Source organism: Paracoccus wurundjeri, from assembly GCF_030678915.1.
Lineage (GTDB): Bacteria > Pseudomonadota > Alphaproteobacteria > Rhodobacterales > Rhodobacteraceae > Paracoccus > Paracoccus onubensis_A.
This window is the reverse complement of sequence record NZ_JAUUTZ010000037.1, coordinates 1-22,889: the sequence shown is the minus strand read 5'-3', so window position 1 is coordinate 22,889 and position 22,889 is coordinate 1. Positions and strand designations below refer to the sequence as shown.

The following is a 22,889-nucleotide window of genomic DNA, read 5'->3' as shown; positions in this document are numbered from 1 at the left end:
CAATCCGATAATCGCATAACCAAGTCATAAGGAAACCGGGATGGGCTACGCCGAAATGACACCTGCCATGGCGAAGCAACTGAACATCTCTGTTGCCAAAGCTTTGGACAGTAACGCCCTAAGCCAATTCGTCAGACGGGTTTGGGTGTTTCAGAAGCAATGTCTTGTCGTGGATTTCGTGTATAAGCAGATCCATTTTGGCTTTAACTTCATGCAGTCACATGATGGCAAATTTTCGGTTGAGGTGGTGCAAAGGGGCAAGCAACAACCGGCATTTTCAGTTACCGAAGATGGAAAAAAGAAAAATGCGCTTGTCCTTGATGTTGCGCCTGACGATGCGATTGCCACGACGGTGGCAAAAATATCTGATCTGATTTCCCGAATTGACATTTATCGCGCGGGTGAAGCTGAACGATCCGCTCAAGATACATCTGCACGGCCCCGTGAACATGCGAATGTCAAAAAAGTCGGTGTCCTTACGCTTCCGCTAAGCAAAAATTACGGCGGTAACCTGCAGGCTTATGCCCTGATGCAGACTCTGCGCGATCTTGGTTGCGATCCGGTATTGATCAACAGGCGGTATGCCGGGACGGGTCGCGGAGAAGCGGGGACTTCCGGTAATATGCAAGAAGACGCTTCGCCGATCACGAATAAGATCAATATCGAATCTGTTTGCGAAAACCGCTCATTCATCGAAAAGAACATCCTCCCGATCACACGTACTTTCCGTACATCTGCGCAACTCAGGAAACATATTGCCGATTACGATTTTGACGCGGTGGTCGCGGGAAGCGATCAGGTCTGGCGGCCGAAATATGCGCGCGGGCTGCTGCTGGATTATTTCCACGAATATCTGGCAGATGAAAAAAACGGCATCCGGCGGATCAGCTACGCTGCCTCTTTTGGCGCCAGCAGCTGGGAATACAGCGACGAGCAGGCGCAGAGGGCGGCGCATCTTATCAAACAGTTCGATGCCGTCTCGGTCAGGGAAGATGCTGCCGTCGATTTATGCCGGGAACATTTGGGCGTTAAGGCCAAGCATGTGCTGGACCCCACGCTTTTGCTGACACCGGAACGGTATCGGAAGCTATTCTCGGATCGCATCACCACGATGCCGGGCCGGCGGATCACCAGCTATATTCTGGACCCAAATCCCGAAAAGCTGCACCTGATGAGATCAATCTCGGGTCGGCTCTCCATGAAGATCTTTTCCGCCAGCGGTCAGTCCGCGATCTCGGACAGTGCGGCGCGAGACAAGTCGGTTGAGGGATGGCTGTCTGCTTTTTATCAGGCCGATTTCATCTTCACGGATTCCTTCCATGGTGTCGCCTTCTCGATCCTCTTTAACAAACCGTTTATCGCCTTCGCCAATCCACAAAGAGGCATCGCGCGGTTCACCTCGATCCTGAAGATGTTCGGGCTTGAGGATCGGCTGGTTGCGGATGCCAGCCAGGCGGATATGGGACGATTGCTGCAACCCATCGACTGGATCGCGGTCAATCTTCGGCTTGATCGCCTTCGGCAGAATTCGATCGCGTTCTTGCGCGATGCTCTTGGCCTCTCCCCCGATGACAAACCAGAGCCGCCGAAATCGGGAAGAAAGCCGCGGACGGATCCTGCCCCGGCCGCAACCGGGCCGATGGAATCCGCAGGCAAAAAGATTGCTGCAAAATCCACTCGAACCCCTTCCGGCAACAGTAGCAATCCATTGAATGTTCTCTGCACCGGCTGTGGCGTTTGCGTTTCAGAGTCGCAGGGCGGTCTGGCCATGGCCTGGAACAAGGATGGGTTCCTGGCACCCAGAGCGACAGATAAAAGCATTCCCGCCAAAACTGTCAGAGTTTGCCCCTTCAATCCTGCCCCCGAAGCGGTGGTCAGGGACGAGGATGCCCTGGGCCGGATATTTCACGCCGGCGCGGCGAATTCGCATCCTCAGGGCGGGTATTTTGAGAACAGTTATATTGGCTATAGCAACGAGTTCCGTCCGACCTCCTCTTCCGGCGGGCTTGCGACATATGTGTTCGATCAGTTGCTTCGCCGAAAGGAACTCGACTACCTGTTCGTCGTCGGCGGTGATGCCGAACATGGCTACCGTTACCAAATCCTGCGCGACGAGAATGACATCAAGTCCATCTCGAAGACACGTTATTTCCCGGTGACGATGGCCGAACTGTTTTCGATCATAGAGCAGAGCAAGGGGCGGGTCGGTGTTTCCGGGGTTGCCTGCTTCATCAAGGCGATCCGGCTGAAACAGCATTATCATCCCGAGTTGCGCGAAAAAATTCCCTTCCTGGTGGGGATCATCTGCGGTGGATTGAAAAGCAGGTATTATACCGATTTTCTGGCGGGAAGCGCCGGCATAAAGGGCGACTACAGACAGCCGCAATACCGGGTCAAGAATCCGGAGGGAGAGGCGAACGATTATTTTTTCAGTGCGAGGGACGCCAAATCAACCTCTCACAAGGTGCGGATGCGGCGGCTTGGCGACATGTGGGGTTCGGGCCTGTTCAAGAACAAGGCCTGTGATTTTTGCACCGATGTCCTGACTGAATTGGCGGATATTTCACTGGGGGACGCATGGATCCCGGAATATAATCGCGACGGCATGGGTAACAGCGTCGTCGTCACGCGCAGCCCCTTGGCCGAGCGAATTATCCGCGAGGGCATTGCCGCTGGCGATCTGACAATGAAAGAGGCGCCGATCACGTTGGTCGTTCGTTCGCAAAGCGGCGGGGTCAATCATAAGCTGAATGCATTGAAATTCCGCCTCTGGATGAGCCGCAACTTTTCCGGCCTGACGATACCCGAATGCCGGACAAGAATTGAAAAGGAAGTCTCGGCGGCGGATATGCTGGTACAGGTTCTGCGCGAACGGGTCAGGTCGAACAGCCTTCGCTTCTGGCAAGAATGCGATGATCTGCACAGGTTCAACCGGCGCATGCGCGCGTCACGCAGTTTGTTGCAGGCCGTCACGGCTGCCCGGAAAAAACAGCCTGATGCGGTTTATAATACCCTGCTATCAGCTTTGATCCCGATGCAAGCAAACGGGCACAAGAAAAATGAAGTGGCAGAGATTCAACCCTTGCTGCGCTGGATTAAACGAAAGCTATTCACGCAAGAACTAAGCCTGACCGACCTGGAACCGCTATTGCCAGAGATGCAGAAGCCCGGATCAGCTATACGTACAGCAGAGAATGCATAAGCGGGGCAGACCTGCCAGATGCACCGGATTGGCTTGTGAAATATGCCGGTCCTGTCGCCCGGAGCCGGCATCCGATGCGTTAGCTGACCTCGGTCAGTCGGGCAATTGCAGGAATTGGATTTCCGGACTGCTCAAGATGCAGGAAATAGTTTCCCGAGATTGCTTCCTTGGTCCAGAAAACGTCTCGCGTCGTGACGCGGCAGGGGTTTCCGGCTGCCGCACAGTTGTTCGGAATTTTTCCGGGCAATACGCTATAGGAGCCGATGACCGATCCGGGGCCAACCTGCGCGCCAGCCAGAATGCGTGAGCCCTGTCCGACCCACACCTTGTCACCGATCTGAATATTCGCGGAACCTCGCCGTTCACCGTCGGATGAATTGTAAAGCCCGTGGGCGCCTGACGCGTAAAGCATGATGTCACGAGAGAGCATGCATCCGGAACCGATGGCGATATCGGCCCGATGTGCCGCCATGACTGTGGCCCCGCGCACGATATCGGTTCTGCCTATCCTTACGGTAGACGTGCCGACGCAGGCGATATCAAGTCGGGAAATACCAGAAAGCCTGTCCAGGTGAATGCTGTTATTCTTGCCGCTGAAATAAATCCGGGTGCGCTTCATCGAAGCTATATGTGCAATGTCCGCGCATGTAATCCGATTGCCATTGGCCGTCGTATAGTCAATGCGCCTGTCGCTTCCGCAGAATTTCACCAGATCAAAGAGAGTGGCACCGGCAAGAGGGACATCCCGGTATTCCGGCAGGATCATACGTTTGAAGGGAGATGGTCTTTTTGCAGAGGCGGGGTTGTCCAGACTCATTCCGGTTTCCGTAACAGGGCGGCATGCGCTTACGGTTGTCTAACCGGCACCGAAGCTGCAAGGGCAATCATGTTCGCCTGCTTTGAAACTTTATCGGCTGCATGATCCTCGTGCAATTTTCGGGCATGTGCAGGCAGCGCCGTCGCCCGCGAAACGCCGATACAATGCGTTGGACGGGTATTCGCGTATCAAGAGCGGCTCATACCGGCAAAGTTTCATGCCCGCTTTGCACGGCAAAGGACTCTGTCAGCTTTCCGATGCGGATCGATGACGCGATCAGGCCGGTTTGGTCAGGGCCGGTTCGTTACCATCTTCAAGAACGCCTATGATGGCTGCGATGAGCTCTGCGCATTCGGCAAGCTGCGTCTCGCTGACGAATTCGTCGGGTTTATGCCCCTGCGCCATGTGCCCGGGGCCGCATATCAGCGTCGGCAGGCCAAGCGTCTCGTGGAAAAGTCCCCCTTCCGTGCCGAAAGCGACCTTGATCGGCGGATCTTTCCGACCAAGCAGCAATTGCAGCAGGGCCACGGACGGGCTGTCTGCGGGGACGTCAAGGCCGGGATAGCCCGAGACTTCCTCTACCTCGATCCGCGCATCCGGAAAGCGGTTGCGATGGGGGGCGGCGGTGGCCTCGGCGTCCTCGACGATATCGGCGATGATCGCATCCGGGTCGTCGGCTGCGATGTTGCGCAACTCGAATTCCAGATCACAGCGACCGGGCACGATGTTCAGTGCGGTGCCGCCATGCATGGTGCCAACATGGATCGTCGAATAGGGAATGTCATAGGCTTCGTCGCGGGCGCCTGAGGCTTCAAGCTGTGTCTGGCGGGTCCGCAGCCGGGTAATGAAATCCGCGCCAAGATGCAGCGCGTTCAGGGCATCGGGGGCGAGGGCCGAATGCCCCTCATGCCCGAAACAGCAGGCGCGCAGGCCGCGTTTTCCCTTATGCCCGGTTGCAATGCGCATGCCGGTCGGCTCTCCGATCAGGCAAAGCGCGGGCCGCGCAGGATGTGTGCGGCGCATGTCAAGCATCCCGCGCACGCCAAGGCAGCCGATCTCTTCGTCATAGGAAATCGCCAGATGCAGCGGCAGGCGCAGGGGCCGATTGGCCGCGCTTAGCATGGCATGAATTGCGACGGCCAGAAAACCCTTCATGTCGGCGGTGCCGCGCCCGTAGAACCTGCCGTCTTCATGGTGCAGCGTAAAGGGATCGCGGCTCCATTCCTGATCCTCGACGGGAACGACGTCGCAATGGCCCGACAGCACCACGCCCCCGGGACCTTCTGGGCCAAGGCTGGCCCAAAGATTGGCGCGTGTGCCGTCGTCGCTGGCAAACCGTTCGAACCGTATACCGGCGGGCCGCAGCAGTGCTTCGACATAATCCAGAAGCGCGAGGTTCGATTGCCGTGACAGCGTGGGAAAAGCAATGAGCCGGGCAAGAATGTCCGAGATGGCGGGGGTTTCTAAAGCATCATTCGTCATGGCGCGAGACCGGGCAGATTATCGGCATCGGCGGCCTCGTGACAGTGATCGATGAAGGCCTGAATCGTGCGTGAGACATGGGCCGCCCGGGACATGGCGATGCCAAGCTGAAGGGGCGGAACCGGCGTGTGCAGCGGGATGAACTTGAGCAGCTTGCCGTCCATCGACGCTTCGGAAACGGTGCGCATGTTCGAGATGCCGAAGCCGAAACCGTTGGCGACAAGACTGCGCTGGATCGAAATCTCGGATGTGCGTTCCGTGATGCGCGGGCGCTGCCCGAGGGCGCGGAACATTGACAGGAAATAATCCGAACTATGCGGCATATCCAGAAGCACCATGTCATGATCGACAAGATCGGCGGCGGTCACCTCGCTGCGCCCGGCCAGTGGATGGTCGACATCGACCATGACATAGGGCGGCAAGGTTCGTAGCGGCTGGAAGTCGATATCGCTGGACAGCGACAGATCATATGTCAGTGCCACGTCGATCCGGGATGCACCCAGCGCGTCGAAGATTTGCGCCTGATCCAGTTCGACCTGACTGAAATCGACATTGGCGTATCTGGTCTCGAAACTGCGGCGCAACTGCGGCACCATCAACTGGACGAAGGTCCGCAAACAACCCACCCGCAGGGACCCGCGCACACTGCCTGTATAAATATTTGCCAGATCGTTAAGCTTGGCCGCGCTATCCAGCACGACGCGGGCCTGTTCGATAAAACGCTCACCCGTCGGGGTCAGCACCGAGCCCTGCGCATGGCGCCGGGTGAAAAGCTGGACGCCGAACCCTGCCTCAAGCTGTGCAATGGCCGAGGACATCGAGGGTGCGGTGACATTCACCTTTTCCGCTGCCAGCGCGATGCTGCCCGCCTCGCCCACGGCGATGAAATATTCCAGTTGTCGCAGCGTGAATCTGAGGGGCATGGCGTGACCTCTATCCTCCTTTATCCCGATACCGAAAGCCCGCCAAGATTATCTATTCGTCCCCGGGAACGCCATATGAAGGTGCATTGCGCGGATCGAGCGCACGGGTGACATAATCGTCCATCTGCGGCTGATAGACCGCCCAGGCCTGTTCCAATGCCGTGATCGGGCAATCCTCGGTCCAGTCGATGCGCAGCTCGGCCAATGGCCAGCTTTGCTTGTCGACCAGCAGCAGGCCCGCGGAATGCACCGGACCGGATTCGCCGCCCGCATCCAGCCCGGCCCGCAATGCGCCCACAAGCCGTTCGCCAAGATGGCCTTTGGTGTTCACGAAATGCTGCACCATCACTTCGGGGATGCCGGCATCGGCCAGCAGGTTGCCTGCGGCCGCGGTATCGCGGCCCTCGGCCTCGGACCACATGCCCAGAACCTGTGTGCCGGAATAGATCGCGCTTTCACCCGAGCGACCGACCGCAAGCACCTGCCTGAATGCCATATGCGCCCCGCTGCGTTCAAGGATCGCCAGTGCCTCGGCGGCGCTGGCCCCTCGTTCCATCAGGTCCAGCGCATGCGGACCAAGCCGCGGGTCGGTGACATTCTGCGTGGCGACCGCGCCGACACCCGCGCGGGCGAAGGAACAGCGCGCAGCGACCGCAGGCGACGAGGACGAGATCGCCACGCCGAACATTCCTGTGTCTGTGCAGTGCCCGATAATCGAAAAGGTCATGTAAAACTCCCGGGGCGATCGCGCCCTTTTTTCAACTGGTGTGCATGTAAAGCAGTCAGAGCGCCGGTACCGGCGCGCCGGTTTCGGATCAGTCGGGGATGACGGCGGTGGCGTCGATCTCGACCAGCCATTCGGGCCGTGCCAAAGCCACCACGGTCAAGCCGGTGCAGACCGGGAAGACGCCTTTGATATATTCGCCCATGGTGCGGTAAACCGCCTCGCGGTGGCGCACATCGGTCAGATACACCACCAGCTTGGTGATATGTTCCATCTTGCCGCCGCATTCCTCGACCAACTGGCGGATATTGCGCATGACCAAGTGGGTCTGCTCGGCAGGATCCGAGCTTGCGATGTTCACGGCGGTGTCCAGATCCTGCGGGCATTGGCCGCGCAGAAAGATCATGGTGCCGCCCTTGGTGACGACGGCCTGCGCCAGATCATTGTCAAGATTCTGTTCGGGGTAGGTGTCCTTGGTATTGAACTTGCGGTGACGAATATGCGCCATGTGCGTTGTCTTTCGTTACGTTGGGCGGGATGTCAGGGAAGATGGGATGACCGCTGGTCTTCAGGCGCTTGGCCGTGTCGCGGTCATCGCGGGGCGGGTTTCGAAAGCGCTGTGCCATGCGTCCAGCGCGGGCCGGGTTTCGCGCCAGCCGTAATCCGGGAACCGGAAATCCAGCCAGCCAAGCGCGCAGGCACAGGCGATGGCACCGATATCGTGACAGCCGTCTTCCGGCAGATCGGCGGTCATGGCATCAAGCGCGTCATCGACCTTTTGGCGCTGCTTTTCGATCCATAGCGGCCATTGCTGCGGTTGGGGACGGATCGTGGTTTCGTAACGGATCAGCAGCGCCGCATCCAGCAGCCCATCCGCCAGCGCCTGCCGCCGCAGCGCCGTCCAGCGCGCCGGACCTGCGGCGGGAAACAGTCCGCCCCCCGCCGTCGCGTCGAGATATTCGCAAATGACCCGGCTGTCATACAGCACGGTGCCATCCTCGGTACATGCGGCGGGCACCTTGGCCAGGGGATTGAACTCTTGAATGCGCGTGTCTCGATCCACGGGATGGGCTGCGCTGTCGCGTCGCTCGATCCGGTCCTCGATGCCCAGCTCATGAGCAACGACCATCACCTTGCGAACGAAAGGCGAGGCAGAGCCCCAATATAGCGATAGTTTCATTCTGTCTCCTCCGTGGTCAGGACGATTTTCCCGATATTTCCTCCGCTTTCCAGCAGGGCATGAGCATCTGCGGCGCGGGTCAGCGGGAAAGCCTGCGCCATGACAGGCCGCACCTTGCCGGGGCCGATGAGGGGTAGCAGATGCGCGCGAATGTCTTTGGCGATCCCGGCTTTTTCATCGTCGCTTTTGGGGCGCAGGGTCGATGAGCTGAGCCACAGCCCCTTGCGCATGAGCAATCCCAGATCGACCGGCGCGATCATGCCCGACATGAATGACAGGCCGATATGCCGGCCGCCCGGCGCCATGCAGGCAAGATGCTTGCTGACCATCTCGCCGCCAAGAATATCAAGCACCACATCGACGCCGCGATCACCGGTCAGCCGCAGAACCTCGGCAACAAGATCGGCGGTGCGATAGTCGATCGTGTGAACGCCCATCGCTTCAAGCCGGGCGCATTTATCCGGCCCTCCGGCCGTGACGATGACCTCTGCGCCCCATGCAAGTGCCAGTTGCAGGGCTAACGTGCCGATACCGCTGGAACCGCCCTGAATCAAAAGCCGGTCGCCGGGCTGAAGCCTGCCGCGGTCGAAAAGATTGTGCCAGATCGTGAACAGCCCTTCGGGCAGGGTGGCCGCTTCTTGCAGGCTGATGCCATCGGGAATGGCCAGGCAGTGATCGGCCCGGGCGACGGCATATTCCGCATAGCCGCCCGCTTTCAAAAGCGCCATGACCTGAGTGCCCGTCAGACCCGCATCGACGCCTTCGCCCAGTGCTACGATCTCGCCCGCGGCCTCCAGCCCCAGGATGTCCGACACGTCCGGAGGCGCGGGCAGGGCGCCCGAGCGTTGCATGATATCCGGGCGGTTCACTCCGGCGGCGGCAATGCGGATCAGCACCTCGCCGGGGCCGGGGGTGGGTACCGGGCGTTCGATCGGCTTCAGAACCTCGGGGCCGCCGGTGGCTTCTGCGGTCACGGCCTTCATCATCTGGCTCATGAGCGGCACCCGCCCCGCGCGTTGGCGGACATTCGGGAATGGGACGGAAGGACGGGTGAAGCGCAAGACATCAGGTCTCTCTTTCTGTGGTCGTATAGATCGCGGGGCCGCGTTCCGGCAGGGCGATGCCAACATCGGTCCCCGGTTCCATCGCCTCGCTTGCGGGGACACGCAGCATCACACGCCCATTTTCTGCGACGGAACAGTCAAGATGCAGTTCGGCATAACTGCCCTGATAGACCGAAAGCGCGACTGTAGCCGCGATGGCCCCCGGCTGGTCGGGATCGGTCAGGCTGCATTGTTCGGGGCGCACGAACAGCGTCACCGGGCCAGGTTCCGGCAGTTCTTCCTGAAAGGTGGCCAGCGACAGACGGGTCGTGCCTATATCAAGGCTGGCGGTTGCATCCGTTTTTTCCAGCAATGTCGCGGCGAACAGGTTCGCATCGCCCACGAAGGTCGAAACGAAATGATTTTCCGGGCGGTCATAGATCTGGGACGGGGTGCCGATCTGACGAATGCGACCGCGCGACATCACCGCAATGCGGTCGGACATGCTGAGCGCCTCGCTTTGGTCATGCGTCACGAAGACCGTCGTTAGACCAAGCCGCGACTGGATTTCCCTGAGTTCGACCTGCATCGCGGATCGCAGATTGCGGTCCAGCGCCGAGAACGGTTCGTCCAACAGTAGCACGCGGGGCCGGATCACCAATGCACGCGCCAGCGCGACCCGCTGTTGCTGGCCGCCGGACAACTGGCGCGGCCGGCGATCGGCGAAATCCTCAAGCTTCACCAATGCAAGCGCCTCGCGGACCCGTTCGGCGGTTTCGGCCTTGGGCACTCGCCGCGTTCGCAGCCCATAGGCGACGTTCTGCGCCACGCTCATATGCGGGAACAACGCGTAATTCTGGAACACGATGCCGATCTTGCGCTGGTGCGGCGGCACCTGAGTGACCAGATCATGATCGATGAATAACTCACCCTCATCCGCCTCGAGAAAGCCCGCGATCAGATTGAGCAAGGTGGTCTTGCCGCAGCCCGACGGCCCGAGCAGAGTCAGAAATTCACCTCGGCGAACCTTAAGCCGGATCGGCTCGAGCGCGACGGTTCCAGAGAAGGACTTGCTGACGCCGTCGATCTGGACGGCGGTGTCTTCCCCTGTGTCCTGCGGCGCTATTGCGGAGATCTCAGTCAACATTCAGAACCTTTTCGAGACGGAAGAATTTGTGGACGAGCAGCAGCATCGCGGCGACCGGCGCCACATAGATGACGGATAGCGCGGCGAGCGTGGGATCGGCATATTCGCGAACATAGTTGTACATGGCGACCGGCAATGTCTGGGTGCGTTGATTGACGACGTATAGTGATGCGGTGAATTCGTTGAACGACAGGATCGCGGCGAACAAAGCACCCGAGATCAGGCCCGGAAGCAGCAGGGGCAGCGTGATCGTCAGCAGCACATGCAGGGGCGTGCCGCCAAGGCTTTCTGCCGCCTGTTCGTAACGGCGCTCGAAATTCTTCAGCGACACATAGACCGACCGCACGACGAAAGGCAGCACGATAACGACATGCACCGCGATCACCAGCCAGATCGATCTTGGCAGTGATGCGGCGGTCGACAGGATCAGCAGGCCAAGGCCGATGGTGAAATTGGGGATGATCAGCGGCGACATCAGCACCGTGTTCAAAAGACCCTTGAACATGAAATCGTACCGGTTGAACACATAGGCAAATCCGGCCCCGGCGATTAGCGCGATGGTCGCCCCGACAGCGGCGATCCTGAGCGAGTTGACCAGCCCCGCGCCGAAATCGCGATATTCGAAAGCATTCGCATACCAGCGCAACGACCAGGATTTCGGCGGAAAGGACAGGATCGCGCCGTCATTGAGCGAGGCGATGGCAACCACGACAAATGGCAGCAGAACGAAACCGAGGATCGAGATCAGCACGATCCGGCCGCTCCAATCCAGCAGGTGGTCCAGGACGGATTTCCTCATGATCAATGCGCTCCGATCCGTTCGAGCCGATGGATGCCCGTGTTGAACAGGGCAAGAACCGCGATGGTGAACAGCAGCCCCACCAGCGACAGCGATGCCGCCAGCGGGAAGTTGAACGAGGCGAAGCCGACCTGATAAACCAGCGTCGAGATCGTCTGCACCTTGCCGCCCCCGATCATCTGGGGCGTGGCAAAGGCCGAAAAGGTCCAGGCGAACGCGGTCGAGGTGGCGGTGACGATACCGGGGATCGACAATGGCAGCGTCACGGTCAGAAAACACCGGATCCGCCCGGCGCCAAGCGAGGTCGCGGCCCGTTCCAGATTGCGATCGATATGCGACAGTGCGGCGGCCAGCATCACGACCACGATCGGCAGGGTGAAATGCACCAGCGCGATGACAACCCCGGTCATGGTGAACATAAGGTCCAGGGGACGGTCGATCACGCCAAGCTGCATCAATGTCGCATTCAGAAACCCGCGGTTTCCAAGCACGATCATCCACGAATAGGTGCGGACGATTTCACCCAGAAACAGCGGCGTCAGCGAGATCAGCAGGATCGCGCTGCGAAGCCGTGCGGATTTGGCGCGGACCATGGCATAGGCCAGCGGATAGCCGATCAGCAGCGTAAAGAGCGCGGTCCACCAGCACAGCAATACCGTGGTCACGAAGGCCTTGCCGTAGACAGTTTTCCAAAGCGTCGTGAAGTTGTCCAGCGTGAAACCGCCGGGATCAAGCGCACCCGGAATATGCGCGCGCAGGCTGAATTGCACGATGGCAAGGAAAGAGGCCGCGATCCCGAATGCGATCAGGATTGACGGAGAGGCAAACCAGCCAAGAAAAGGACGCTTCGACATCAGGAAGATATGCTCTTGTGTTTTGCCCCGGCAGGGCAACCGCCGGGGCGGTATGGTCTCAGTTGTCGGCGATCATGTTTTCCGAGAACCACTGGCGCCATTCGGCGGTTTTCTCGGCGCGCAGCTCATCGGGAATGATGAGGGTCTGGTTTTCCCATTGCTCGGGTGTGGTGAAGATGCCGGGAAGCTCTGCCAGTTCAGGCGGCAGTTCGGCATTGGACACGACCGGGCTGCCCTTTTTGATTTCGGCGATCTTTGCCTGCACTTCGGGATCAAGCGCGGCGTTGATGAACTGATAGGCCAGATCCTGCTTTTCGGTACCCGCATTGATGCCCATGGTGTCGACACCCAGCACGGCACCCTCTTCGGGAATCGCAAGCTGCACATCCAGCCCCTCTGACTGCATGTGATACGCGTTCATCGACAGCACGATCTGCACCGGGGTCTCGCCGGTAGACAGCAATTGCTGGGAATTGGCGTCATTGGTGTAAAAGGCGTTGAAATTCGGCTTCAGTGCAAGAAGTTTGTCCGAGGCGTCCATCCAGTTCTCGATATCGACGCCTTCCAGCTTGGCCGCGACCGCGATGATATGCGAAGGATCGAAATCCGGCGCGGCAAGCATCCCTTCGAGTTCGGGTGACCACAGGTCGTTCCAGCTGTCGAAGCTTATGCCTTCGGGGACCAGATCGGGCAAATAGCCGATCGTGTAGACATAGGCCCATGCGCCGATATGCGAGGGGCTGATCCTGGCTTGCTCAACCAGGTTCTCGGCGTTCGGAATCTTGGACATGTCCAGTTCCTCGAACAGGCCCTGATTGCGATAAAGCCAGCCGATATGTGAAGTGGTGAAGGTCACGTCGCTTTCGGGGGCGCCGCGGTTGAGATTCGCCTGATTCAGCCGGTCGATGGTGCCGCCGGTGATGAATTCCACCTCGACACCGGTTTCCTCGGTGAATTTCGTGGCGATGGCCTCATCGATCAGGTCCCGGAAGCTTCCGCCCCAGCTGCTGACGACAAGGGTTTCGGCCGAGGCGGCAGGGGCCAGCAGGCTTAGCGCCATGGCAGTCATAAGAAGAGGTTTCATCAATATGTTCCCATCTGTTGGTGTGGTGCGGCATTCTGTTTGTTCGCGCCGCTTCGAGATCGGACCGCATTCCGGAACTGGCTGTCGCAGCATGATTCCGTGGCCCGCGTCATCTTAATTTCGTCCGCCCGTATGGTTTTCGCATATTGGAAGATTGCCCGGACGAAACCGCTTGATCATATTTGTAAATACCTACCCAATGCGAAGGTTTTACGGGATTTTCATATTAACTAATTGACTATGAAGGATAAAAACAACGAGCATCTGCGGTGCAGATCTGTATGAATGCATGGGCGAACGGCGCATTGCCTAATAACCGCGCAATCGCGAAACCTCGTTTGCCAATGCTCGGCCGGTCCGGACAGCCCGGATATTGGCAGCGATCTGGGGCGCTGCACTGTTCGGCAGCGCGACCGAGGCGAGATGCGGCGTGATCAGAACGCCCGGAAGCGACCACAGTGGATGATCCGGGGCCAGAGGCTCGGTTTCGAAGACGTCGAGTGTCGCTCCCGACAGCCGCCCATCGCGCAGCGCATTCACCAGCGCATCCTGATCGACGACCTCCCCGCGTGAGACATTTACGAAAGCCGCCCCCGGTTTCATCATGCTGAAGCAGTTTTCATCCAGCCGCTTGCAGGTATCCGGCGTCAGCGGCAGCATGCAGACCACGATATCTGCCTGCGCCAGCACATCGTCCAGCGCATTGTCACCGCAATGCACGGTAATTCCGGGCAAATCCTTGGGGCGGGTTGCCCATCCGTGGGTATCGAATCCCTGACGGGCGATCTCGGTGGCGGCAAGCGCGCCGAGTTCGCCCAGACCAAGGATGGCGACGGTGATTTCGGAAGCCGCGCGGGGATGCTTGTAGGCCCATTCACGCCGGGCCTGCGCCGCCTCGAAATGCGGGATGTCACGGGCGTGGCGCAGCACGGAAAACAGCACATAGCCGGCCATCATCCGGCCCATCTCGGGATCCGACAATCGGGTGATGGGCACGTCGGGCAGGTCGTTCCGCGCGACCAGCCGATCGACGCCCGCACCCAGATTGATCACCAGCTGAAGGTTGGGAAACCGCGCGAAAAAACCCTCGGGCGGCATCCAGACAAGGGCAAAGCGGACGGTTTCGGGATCGGAGACAGCATCGGCCTTTTCGATCCGCACATCACTGCCCAGATGTGGGGCAAGCGCATCTCTCCAGGGTTCGAAGGGATCCGGGCCGCTATAGAAAACCAATGTATCCGTCATGCCGATGGCTCGGCGATCAGCGTACCCATTGCCGTCAGGCCCAGCAGATAGCCCCGCACGCCCAGACCCGCGATGACCCCGGTTGCCGCCTTCGAGATGAACGAGTGGCTGCGAAACGCTTCCCGTTTCCAGATATTGCTCATGTGGCATTCGATGATCGGCCCGTCGAATGCCAGCAGCGCGTCCAGAATGGCGATTGACGTATAGGTCAGACCGGCGGCGTTGATCAGCAGCCCGTCACAGCTTTGCCGCGCCTCTTGAATCCAGTCGATCAGCACGCCTTCGTGGTTCGACTGGCGGAAATCCAGCGTGAAGCCAAGTTCGGCGGCGCGGGCCATGCAGGCGGCCTCGATCTGGGGAAAGCTGTCGGTCCCGTATGTGCCCTTGGGGTCGAGCCCATAAAGATTGGCATTAGGGCCGTTGAGGAACATGACGTTCTTCATGATGTGATCCTTGTTGCTTGGGCGGCACGGCGCGGATAGCGGGCAATTGCACAGATCCAAACGCGCAATGTCACCGTTTCCTGCGCGATGCGTTCATTGGCGCGCCCGGCCGGCGGCAAGCCTTGCGCCGTGAACGAAACCTCGTTGCGTGATGGCTTGCCGCAATACCGGGCACGGCAGGCTATGCTTTCCTGTAGGAAACGTAGTTTCTTTGAATCCCGATATGGGTCGCGATGTATTTGGCATCATACCAGCATCCGTAAATGAAGGATGACGCCCGGTTCGTCAATTCCGGCAGGCCGAGGAAGTAAACTCCTTGCTCGGCCGAGATGCCGCGCTTGTGGAATGGCATGCCGTTGGGATGGAACGCGTCGACCTCGAGCCAGTTGAAATCGAATTTGAAGCCGGTTGCCCAGATGATGGTCGTGATACCGGTTTGCTTCAGATCCAGTTCATGAATCGGATTTTTCACGCTGGGCGGATCGGGCTGGATAACCCAGGCCTCGGGTTCCGGCGGCAGGTCGATACCGTTGCGTTCGACATATGCGTCGGCCTCGCGCAGCACATCCAGATAGGCGCGATCCCCTTCGGCAAGGTTTTCGACCAGATCACCGGCGATTTTCAATACGCCGTCATCATAGCCCGTGGTCATGCCAAGCAGGGTGATGCCGGCATTGCCCAGACGACGGAAATCGATGGTCTTGCCGCCATCATAACCGCTGACGGCAAAGGCGACATGCTTTTTCTTGGCCTGGATCGTGATTTCGTCCCATTTGCCCAGAACGCCAAGCCACCAGACATAGTCGCGCTGCCGATAAGAGCGCGGAGGGCGATAATGCTCTCCGATGGACAGAAAGACCTTGCGGCCAGCGCGCTGCAATTCCTCGGCAATCTGGGAGCCCGATGCGCCTCCGCCGACGACCAGCACCGGCCCCTCGGGCAGTTCGTCCGGGTTTTTGTACGCGGATGAGTGGATCTGGGTGATGCCGGAATTCTGTGGAACGATCTGCGGGAATGACGGAAGCTGGAACGGACCGGTGGCGACGACGACCCGCTGTGCCTCGATATCTCCCTGAGACGTGTTTACCAGAAAGCCCGGTCGCCCTTCGCAGCGTCTCACGCGCCTGACCTCGACATTCGTGCGGATGGGGGCGTCGATCATCGTCGCGTAATCTTCGAAATAGCGGACCATCCGATCTTTCGGGGGGAAGGTGTCGGGCGGAATGTCGTCGAATTCAAGACCGGGAAAGCGGTCGTGCCATGCGGGACCGTTGGCGACCAGGGAATCCCACCGTTCGGACCGCCAGCGCTCGGCGACGCGGTTCCGTTCAAGAACCAGATGAGGGATACCCATATCGGTCAGATGTTCGCTCATTGCGATTCCGGCCTGACCTGCGCCAACAACCAGCGTGTCAGTTTTTTCGGCTGTCATATTCATTTCCTTGGGTTTGGGTCATCTTGGCAAAGCGGTTTGGAATGTCCGTATCGCGCGCGCCGCGAGGACGCAGAATGGCTGGCGGAACCGTTGTTCAATTCAGAACTGCGCGAAGAGCCCCGCAGAGAAAAGAAGTAAATTCCGTGGTAGAAAGCAGGAAAAACCCGCCTCAAGCTGCGATGGTCGGAAAATATGCATCATGACACCGCCGCTTTGCGGTGCGGATGCATTTCTTCCGGTCTTTCGGATCGCCGCGCGGATATTCCGGCCCGCGCGGATACCGTTTCGGCATCTGCCCGCAGTCTAGTTCATCAATGCGGGCAGGGTCGTCGACAAGGCCGGGAACAATGTCAGGATCACCAGCGCGATGACTAGCGCGTAAAGAAACGGCATGTTCGCGCGGGTTACTGCCCAGACATCGTCCTTGCCGATCTTGGCCGCGACAAGCAGTGCGATGGCGACCGGCGGCGTAACCTGTCCGATCACAACGGTCATCACCATCAATACGCCGAAATGCACCAGATCCACATCCATCGCCAAAAGCGCCGGCAGCAGCACCGGCATGATCATGGGGATCAGGGGATCCAGCACCATGCCGGCGATCAATGCCAGCAGCAGCAAGACAAAGATGCGCATCGTCACGCTTTCGAACGGGAACAAGCCGTCGATCCCAAGGGCAAGTGCCGATGGCACGCCGGCCTGCGACAAGGCCCAGCCAAGCGCGGTAGAGAAGCCCACGACCATCAGCACCTCGCCCGCCAGGATGGCCGAATCCACCAGTGCCTGACGCAGCTTTGTCAGTGTCAGGGTGCGGTAAACCAGCCCCGCAAGCGCCAGGGCATAGGCCACGGCAAAGGCCCCGGCTTCGGTCGCGGTGAAGATGCCGAAGATGAGCCCGCTGAGGATAATGACCGGCATCCCAAGCGGCAGGATCGCATGAATACCTGTATGCGTGACCCGCGACCATTCGAACGAATTCATCGGTTGCCAGCCACTTTTGCGGGCAAGGACCGAAATGGTGATCATCATCACCCCGGCCATCAAGATTCCGGGAACGACCCCGGCAAGAAACAGCGCCCCCAGGGATGTGCCGGTCACCACCGAATACAGGATCATCGGCGAGCTTGGCGGGATCAGCACTCCGATCCCGGAAGAAGTCGCCGTGACCGCCGCCGCGAAGGGGCCGGGATAGCCGCTGGTCTTCATCTTCGGGATCATCACCGAGCCGGTTCCCGCAAGGTCGGCGACCGATGTGCCGATCATGCCTCCGAACATGACGCTGGAAGCGACATTGACATGCGCCAGCCCGCCCCGCATCCATCCCACAAGAGCCGCGCCGAAATCGAACAGCTTATCCGCGATGCCGGTGGTGTTCATGATACCCCCGGCGAGGATGAACAGGGGCAGCGTGATCAGCAGGTAATCCCCTACGCCCGCCAGCACCTGCTGGGGCAGGGCAAGCGCCCAGCCACCCGAGAATGCCAGAAACATCAGGACCGACGCGACCAGCGATATCACCACCGGCAACCCAAGCAGTACCAGAACGCACAGGATGCCCAGTGTTATGGCAGCAAGACCCAGCATTACAGATCCTCCGGTGCGATCAGGTCGATGACGAAGGCCAGCGACATCCCCGCCGCGCAGCCGATGATGCCGCTGATCGGCACGGCCTTGGGCATTCCGATCAGCGGAGTGATATCGCCCCCGAAGATTCCCAGATATTGCCAGGCAAACCATGCAAGCCCGGCCATCGTCGCGATGCCGAACAGGTTTTGCGCTATCCGAAGGCGATTCTGTGCTGCGACTCCAAGACGCGACGTCCAGATCGCGCAGGATATCAGCCCGTTGCGCAGCGCGGCCACTGTAATGCCCAGCCCGCCAAGCCACATCAGCAGGGCTGTCACGACCTCCTCGGTCCAGGGCAGTGATCGCGAAAACAGGTATCGCCCGATCGAATTGCAAAGAACCAGCATCACGAGGACGACCAGCAGAAAAATGGCTGCGGTCTCGACAATTGCCAAGGCATGGCGCCGCACCGCGCCGCGCGGGCGATCGGCGGTAACACTGTCAGACATCTTCTTCGTACCCCTTGAACAGGCTTCCATATCCGGGCTTTGCCCCCTTCACGCCCGCCAGATCCAGGCAGTGCCAGAACGACGCCTGAATGGCAGAAACCACGGGTTTGCCCAGCCGTTCTTCCAGCGCCGCAATCGCGCCGACAGTACGGAAATTCGTGCAGGATACGAAAATCGCCGTCGCATCGGGATGATCGACCGACAGAACGTGATCATAAACCTTTTCCAGCGGAACCTCGGCCAGCGCATGATCGTCGGTGATGTCGAGATGCGCGCTTTTTACCACCTCATGTCCGTTTTCCGACAGAAAGCGGATGGCGCGTTCATGGATCGTGCTGACATAGGGCGTCGCCAGCGCCACCTTGCCGGCACCGACCTGTCGCAGCGCGGCCAGTGTTGCGGTCGAAGCGGTAGTGACCTTAGGCCCCGGAACCCAGCCTTCGATCTTTTGGATCAACGCCTTGTCATAGGCGGTTCCATGCAGGAACGACGCGCTTGTGCCACCAAAGCACAAAACGTCGATGGGCGGCGCTGCGGCATGACGCGCCGCAGTTTCAAGTTCGGGCGCGTTCATCATCTCTTCGATCCCCTCGACGGTGACCTTGGGCAGACGGATGCGCGCGGTATGGGTGGAAATGCCCCGCGCCGACATGGCCCACATCTCTTCTTCCATAACGACGGAAGATGCGATGTAGATCAGACCGATCCGTGCCAGATCGCCCGAGCCGTCGGGCATGAATTGCGGGTGGGTTTTCTGCATATGGTTCATTGGATCATGCCCTCGATCGCGTCCATGAATTCGGCCGAGACGACCTCGGCGATTTTGGCGCGCACGGGCTCTGCGGCTTTCTGGAAGGCGGGGATGTCGGGTTCGGTGACGGTTATGCCCGCATCACGGAATTCCTTGACCAGCGATGCGTCGCTTTCGTCCGACAAGGTGCGGGTTGCGGCTACCCCGGCTTCGGCGGCGCTTTTGACGCTGGCTTTCATCTCATCGTCCAGCGCGTCATAGGCAGCGCCATTCATGACCAGCGTGATCGGCGTGTAGATGTGGTTCGTCAGCGAGATATAAGGCTGCGCTTCATGCAACGAGAATTCCTTGATGACCGACAGGGGATTTTCCTGCCCGTCGATGACGCCCTGCTTCAGGCCCATATAGACCTCGCCCAGAGGCAGATTCGTCGGGGCGGCACCCAAAGTCTGGAACGCCATCATTCGCGTGGGGCTGCTGGGGGTGCGCAGTTTCAGGCCCGACAAATCGGCGGGAGTGTTGATCTCGCGCTTGGAATTGCTGATGACGCGTACGCCCAACTCGCCAAAGGCGAGTACCTCCAGATTGGCCTTTTCGCGCAGCGATGACGCCATGGCCTCGCCGAATTCACCATCCAGCGCGCTGCGCGCCTGTTCCTTGCTGGCAAACAGAAACGGCGTGTCGAAAATCGCATAATGATTATCAAGCGCAGCAACGCCGTCTGTTCCCATCGGGATGACATCGACAGCGCCCGCGCGGATCAACTCGCTCAGGGCGTGTTCGTCGCCCAGCGAGCCGCCATCGTTGAACACGAACGACACCTCATCGCCCGCGCTTTCCGCCAGCGCGTCGCGGAAGGTCGAAAGCATGACATGCGTCGGATCGCCACTGGTGGTTTCGACCGCAAGCCGCATCTTCGTTTCAGCCGTGGCGCCCGTTCCGATCATGAGCATCGCAATTGCCGAAACCAGCGTATTCCTGGCAAGTCTGTTCATCCGAACCTCCTGTTGTGTTTTCATGATGATCGGATGCGCGATACCTTTTCCGCAACAGAAAACTGGCTGCAAAATTGCAGCAAATGCCAAAAAAACTGCCTTTAATCGCAGCAGTTTAAGAAGTTTGGCCATCGAGAAAACGGTTGCCTATGCGGCGCATAAATTGACGCTATTCAATGCTGGGGCGGGTCGAATCTATGCAGGAAAAAGCCATTGGCTACGCAGCGAATGCACCGGCGGCAAATGAGTTGCGCAAATGGTCCGAAAACGCCCGGACCGCCGGCCGCAGATCCTGACGGGCCAGATGCAATAGCATCGCGCGCGCAGGCGGCAGATCATCATGGACAGGCAGCATCGCGATGCGGCTGCCATCATACGCAACCGGGCCAAGCGGCAGCACATTATGCAGGGAAAATCCCCTGCCATTGCCGACCAGCCCCCGTACAAGTTCGGGCGAGCGGGTGCGGAAAGCGATATTCGGCTGCAAACCGCAGGCTGCGAACAGACTGCTGAAATAATCGCGTGAATGGGGCAGATCCAGCAGGATGAAAGGGTCGTCTGCCAAATCCACCAGCCGCACGGCCTTTTCGCCTGCAAGCCGGTGATCCGGGGCAAGCAGGGCAAAGGGCGGCAAGGCTGCCAGCTCGTGCCCGTGAATCTCGGGCGGCAGTGCAAAATCATAGGCCAGCGCGACCTCCATCCGGCCACTGGCAAGTGCCGACAGGATCTCGTTTTGATCGCCTTCGATCAGGCGGACGCTGATATTGGGAAACAGCTTGGCGAACCCGCCGATGATCTGCGGCATGTAGCGCATCGCAAGGGTCGGAAAGCTGCCGACGACGATCTCGCCGCTAAGCGGGTCGCCAAGGGACTGCGTCAGGCGTGCGAATTCGGTTGCCTGTGCCAGAAGCAGCCGGGCTTCGTCGACCAGTTGTTTCCCCGCTACGGAAAGGGTCATTCCGCGCGCATGGTGGCGTATGAAAATCTGAACGCCAAGTTCCTTTTCAGCCTGTGCCACGGCTGACGAAACCGAGGGTTGGGTGACGTTCAGTCTTCGTGCAGCTTCGGTCACGCTTTCGCAATCCGCCGTTTCCACGATGTAGCGGAGTGTCCGAAAGGAAAGTTGCAGATGCATGATCACTTCCGCGTTGCAGGAAATTGCAGATGTTTGTGCGGCAAACATGAAGCAGATGGGGTCGCAAACCAAGTATTTTCCAGCCGCTTGCCCCTTGTCGCCTTATCACTGGCGGGCATGATCTCCTTGCAGGACCCCACGAACGCCATAACAGCATGACTTTGCGCATTTGGTCTATTTTCCTGCGCTTTTTGCCTGCTGCTGCCGGCTACCCTGTTTAAACTGCATTCGGCCCGCACATTTTCGGCAATTCTTCCGCGCCGGCACGCTTGCTGCCGGCTATGCGGATTTCCTTACGGAGGTAGCCCAGATGAAGAGACTGCATCTCGCCGCGATTGCCGCCTATGGCATCATAGGCGGAACCCCCGCACTATCCGATGACATCGTGGCAGCGGATGTGCCGCCGGGGGATCCTGAAGCGTTCCGACTTCAGGATGAATTCGACCATATCGGGGCGGAAGTGTATTCTTTGTCAAAGGACGGGCGGGTCTCTTTCTATATCGATGAGGGAAACGGGCAGGATCGGCCTGTCGTGTTCATCGGAGGGCAAGGCACCAGTCTCGAGGCATTCCAGCTGACCGAGTTCGCCCGCACCATGCGGGAGGAACTCGGACTTCGGATCATCTCGGTCGAGCGGAACGGTTTCGGGGAATCCGAATTCGACCCAAGCCTTGATTATGCGGATTACACGGGCGAGGTGCTGGCCGTACTGGATCATCTCGGCATCGACAAATTTGCGATCATGGCGATTTCAGGCGGCGGGGCCTATGCGGCGCATCTTGCGGCAGCCGTGCCTGACCGGGTCATTTCGATTCATGCGGGCGCCGCGGTATCCCGGACCCTTCCGACCCGGACAGAGCCGGATTGTTCGCGCAGTGCGGAAGATTGGAACGAAAGCCTTGCCGCCTATACCCTTAACCCGAAGGACTGGTGGGGCGTGCCCGGATCACCGGTGCTGGTCGTTCCGGGCTGGCAGACGAGAGCCTATGCCGACGGAACGCGCTCTTTCTATGTTGGCGGGCAATTGGGCGATCCGGCTGCACTGACGCATGAATCCATGCTGGTTTGCGGCCAGGATGCGGTGGCCGACACAACAAAAATTCAGGCGCCTGTCTATCTTTATTATGGTGAAGCCGACGAGGCGGTGCCTGTCGAGGAAATGCGGCAATGGCAATCCGCATTTTCCAATGTCGTGAAGGCCGTTGTTTATCCAGACGAGGGCCATACCGTACAATACCGGCACTGGGACCAGATCCTTGCCGATATGGCGGGATATGATGACTACACGGTCACCTGCCGCGAGGGAGAAAGCAGACTCATCCCTAACAAGGAGGTCGATGAGGGTGACTTCCTGGGAATATGTGCCTGGCAGACTCAGGGGACAGATTAGAGCCCGCCGCACCAGTCCGGTTTCGCTTCCCCTTCCTCTGCTTCTTCTTTGCGGTAAATACCTCGGGGGTCCGGGGGCCGCCCCCCCCCCCCACCCCGGGCGCCCGGGTCCCGCCGGTGCGCAGTTAAAACCGCCGCCCCAAACACCCAAAACCCCCCCAAATAA

At 59.3% G+C, this 22,889-nt stretch carries 21 protein-coding genes; 2 read left to right on the top strand and 19 right to left on the bottom strand.

Annotated features, from left to right (window positions below; translation table 11 throughout):
- Nucleotides 1–40: 40 nt before the first annotated feature.
- Nucleotides 41–3,202, top strand: coding sequence for a polysaccharide pyruvyl transferase family protein (locus Q0601_RS22700; RefSeq protein WP_305292253.1), 3,162 nt, complete (start codon nucleotides 41–43; stop codon nucleotides 3,200–3,202).
- A 79-nt stretch (nucleotides 3,203–3,281) separates the two neighbouring features.
- On the opposite strand, the gene Q0601_RS22695 is transcribed toward Q0601_RS22700, so the two are convergent.
- The 19 genes from Q0601_RS22695 to Q0601_RS22605 form a co-directional block, all read right to left on the bottom strand.
- A complete protein-coding gene (locus tag Q0601_RS22695; RefSeq protein WP_305292252.1) occupies nucleotides 3,282–4,019 on the bottom strand; it encodes an acyltransferase in 738 nt (245 codons plus the stop codon).
- Between the two features lie 276 nt (nucleotides 4,020–4,295).
- Nucleotides 4,296–5,501, bottom strand: a complete 1,206-nt coding sequence (gene argE / locus Q0601_RS22690) for an acetylornithine deacetylase (RefSeq protein WP_305292251.1) — start codon at nucleotides 5,499–5,501, stop codon at nucleotides 4,296–4,298.
- Entirely contained in the window at nucleotides 5,498–6,424 is a 927-nt protein-coding gene (locus Q0601_RS22685; RefSeq protein WP_305292250.1) for a LysR family transcriptional regulator, read from the bottom strand. The genes argE and Q0601_RS22685 overlap by 4 nt, the downstream gene beginning before the upstream one ends.
- Before the next feature lie 52 nt (nucleotides 6,425–6,476).
- On the bottom strand, nucleotides 6,477–7,151 hold the full coding sequence (locus Q0601_RS22680) for a DUF1028 domain-containing protein (protein WP_119747877.1): 675 nt from the start codon (nucleotides 7,149–7,151) through the stop codon (nucleotides 6,477–6,479).
- 88 nt (nucleotides 7,152–7,239) lie between these two features.
- Nucleotides 7,240–7,656, bottom strand: a complete 417-nt coding sequence (locus Q0601_RS22675) for a RidA family protein (RefSeq protein ID WP_305292249.1) — start codon at nucleotides 7,654–7,656, stop codon at nucleotides 7,240–7,242.
- 60 nt (nucleotides 7,657–7,716) lie between these two features.
- Complete coding sequence (locus Q0601_RS22670; protein WP_119747873.1) at nucleotides 7,717–8,328, bottom strand: glutathione S-transferase; 612 nt, start codon at nucleotides 8,326–8,328, stop codon at nucleotides 7,717–7,719.
- Nucleotides 8,325–9,323 (bottom strand): NAD(P)H-quinone oxidoreductase, encoded by a 999-nt coding sequence (locus tag Q0601_RS22665; RefSeq protein WP_305292248.1) that lies wholly within the window; start codon nucleotides 9,321–9,323, stop codon nucleotides 8,325–8,327. The genes Q0601_RS22670 and Q0601_RS22665 overlap by 4 nt, the downstream gene beginning before the upstream one ends.
- Nucleotides 9,324–9,393: 70 nt before the next feature.
- Nucleotides 9,394–10,518 carry an ABC transporter ATP-binding protein gene (locus tag Q0601_RS22660; RefSeq protein WP_305292247.1) on the bottom strand — a complete coding sequence of 375 codons (1,125 nt, stop codon included), beginning with the start codon at nucleotides 10,516–10,518 and terminating at the stop codon, nucleotides 9,394–9,396.
- The gene (locus tag Q0601_RS22655; RefSeq protein WP_305292246.1) at nucleotides 10,508–11,317 is read right to left on the bottom strand and encodes an ABC transporter permease; all 810 of its coding nucleotides are present in this window, start codon (nucleotides 11,315–11,317) and stop codon (nucleotides 10,508–10,510) included. The genes Q0601_RS22660 and Q0601_RS22655 overlap by 11 nt, the downstream gene beginning before the upstream one ends.
- Nucleotides 11,318–11,319: 2 nt before the next feature.
- Nucleotides 11,320–12,171, bottom strand: a complete 852-nt coding sequence (locus tag Q0601_RS22650; protein ID WP_305292245.1) for an ABC transporter permease — start codon at nucleotides 12,169–12,171, stop codon at nucleotides 11,320–11,322.
- 58 nt (nucleotides 12,172–12,229) lie between these two features.
- Nucleotides 12,230–13,255, bottom strand: coding sequence for an ABC transporter substrate-binding protein (locus tag Q0601_RS22645; RefSeq protein ID WP_305292244.1), 1,026 nt, complete (start codon nucleotides 13,253–13,255; stop codon nucleotides 12,230–12,232).
- Between the two features lie 309 nt (nucleotides 13,256–13,564).
- Nucleotides 13,565–14,500 carry a 2-hydroxyacid dehydrogenase gene (locus tag Q0601_RS22640; protein WP_305292243.1) on the bottom strand — a complete coding sequence of 312 codons (936 nt, stop codon included), beginning with the start codon at nucleotides 14,498–14,500 and terminating at the stop codon, nucleotides 13,565–13,567.
- The gene (locus tag Q0601_RS22635; RefSeq protein ID WP_305292242.1) at nucleotides 14,497–14,943 is read right to left on the bottom strand and encodes a type II 3-dehydroquinate dehydratase; all 447 of its coding nucleotides are present in this window, start codon (nucleotides 14,941–14,943) and stop codon (nucleotides 14,497–14,499) included. The genes Q0601_RS22640 and Q0601_RS22635 overlap by 4 nt, the downstream gene beginning before the upstream one ends.
- A 181-nt stretch (nucleotides 14,944–15,124) precedes the next feature.
- Nucleotides 15,125–16,375, bottom strand: a complete 1,251-nt coding sequence (locus tag Q0601_RS22630; RefSeq protein ID WP_305292241.1) for a flavin-containing monooxygenase — start codon at nucleotides 16,373–16,375, stop codon at nucleotides 15,125–15,127.
- A 306-nt stretch (nucleotides 16,376–16,681) separates the two neighbouring features.
- On the bottom strand, nucleotides 16,682–17,962 hold the full coding sequence (locus tag Q0601_RS22625) for a TRAP transporter large permease (protein WP_305292240.1): 1,281 nt from the start codon (nucleotides 17,960–17,962) through the stop codon (nucleotides 16,682–16,684).
- Nucleotides 17,962–18,453 carry a TRAP transporter small permease gene (locus Q0601_RS22620; protein ID WP_305292239.1) on the bottom strand — a complete coding sequence of 164 codons (492 nt, stop codon included), beginning with the start codon at nucleotides 18,451–18,453 and terminating at the stop codon, nucleotides 17,962–17,964. The genes Q0601_RS22625 and Q0601_RS22620 overlap by 1 nt, the downstream gene beginning before the upstream one ends.
- Nucleotides 18,446–19,222: a maleate cis-trans isomerase family protein gene (locus Q0601_RS22615; protein WP_305292238.1), complete on the bottom strand. Its 777-nt coding sequence runs from the start codon at nucleotides 19,220–19,222 to the stop codon at nucleotides 18,446–18,448. The genes Q0601_RS22620 and Q0601_RS22615 overlap by 8 nt, the downstream gene beginning before the upstream one ends.
- Nucleotides 19,219–20,199, bottom strand: a complete 981-nt coding sequence (locus Q0601_RS22610; RefSeq protein WP_305292237.1) for a TRAP transporter substrate-binding protein — start codon at nucleotides 20,197–20,199, stop codon at nucleotides 19,219–19,221. The genes Q0601_RS22615 and Q0601_RS22610 overlap by 4 nt, the downstream gene beginning before the upstream one ends.
- Nucleotides 20,200–20,416: 217 nt before the next feature.
- On the bottom strand, nucleotides 20,417–21,334 hold the full coding sequence (locus Q0601_RS22605) for a LysR family transcriptional regulator (protein WP_305292236.1): 918 nt from the start codon (nucleotides 21,332–21,334) through the stop codon (nucleotides 20,417–20,419).
- 310 nt (nucleotides 21,335–21,644) lie between these two features.
- On the opposite strand from Q0601_RS22605, the gene Q0601_RS22600 reads away from it, so the two are divergent.
- Nucleotides 21,645–22,724, top strand: a complete 1,080-nt coding sequence (locus Q0601_RS22600) for an alpha/beta fold hydrolase (protein ID WP_305292235.1) — start codon at nucleotides 21,645–21,647, stop codon at nucleotides 22,722–22,724.
- Nucleotides 22,725–22,889 lie beyond the last annotated feature (165 nt).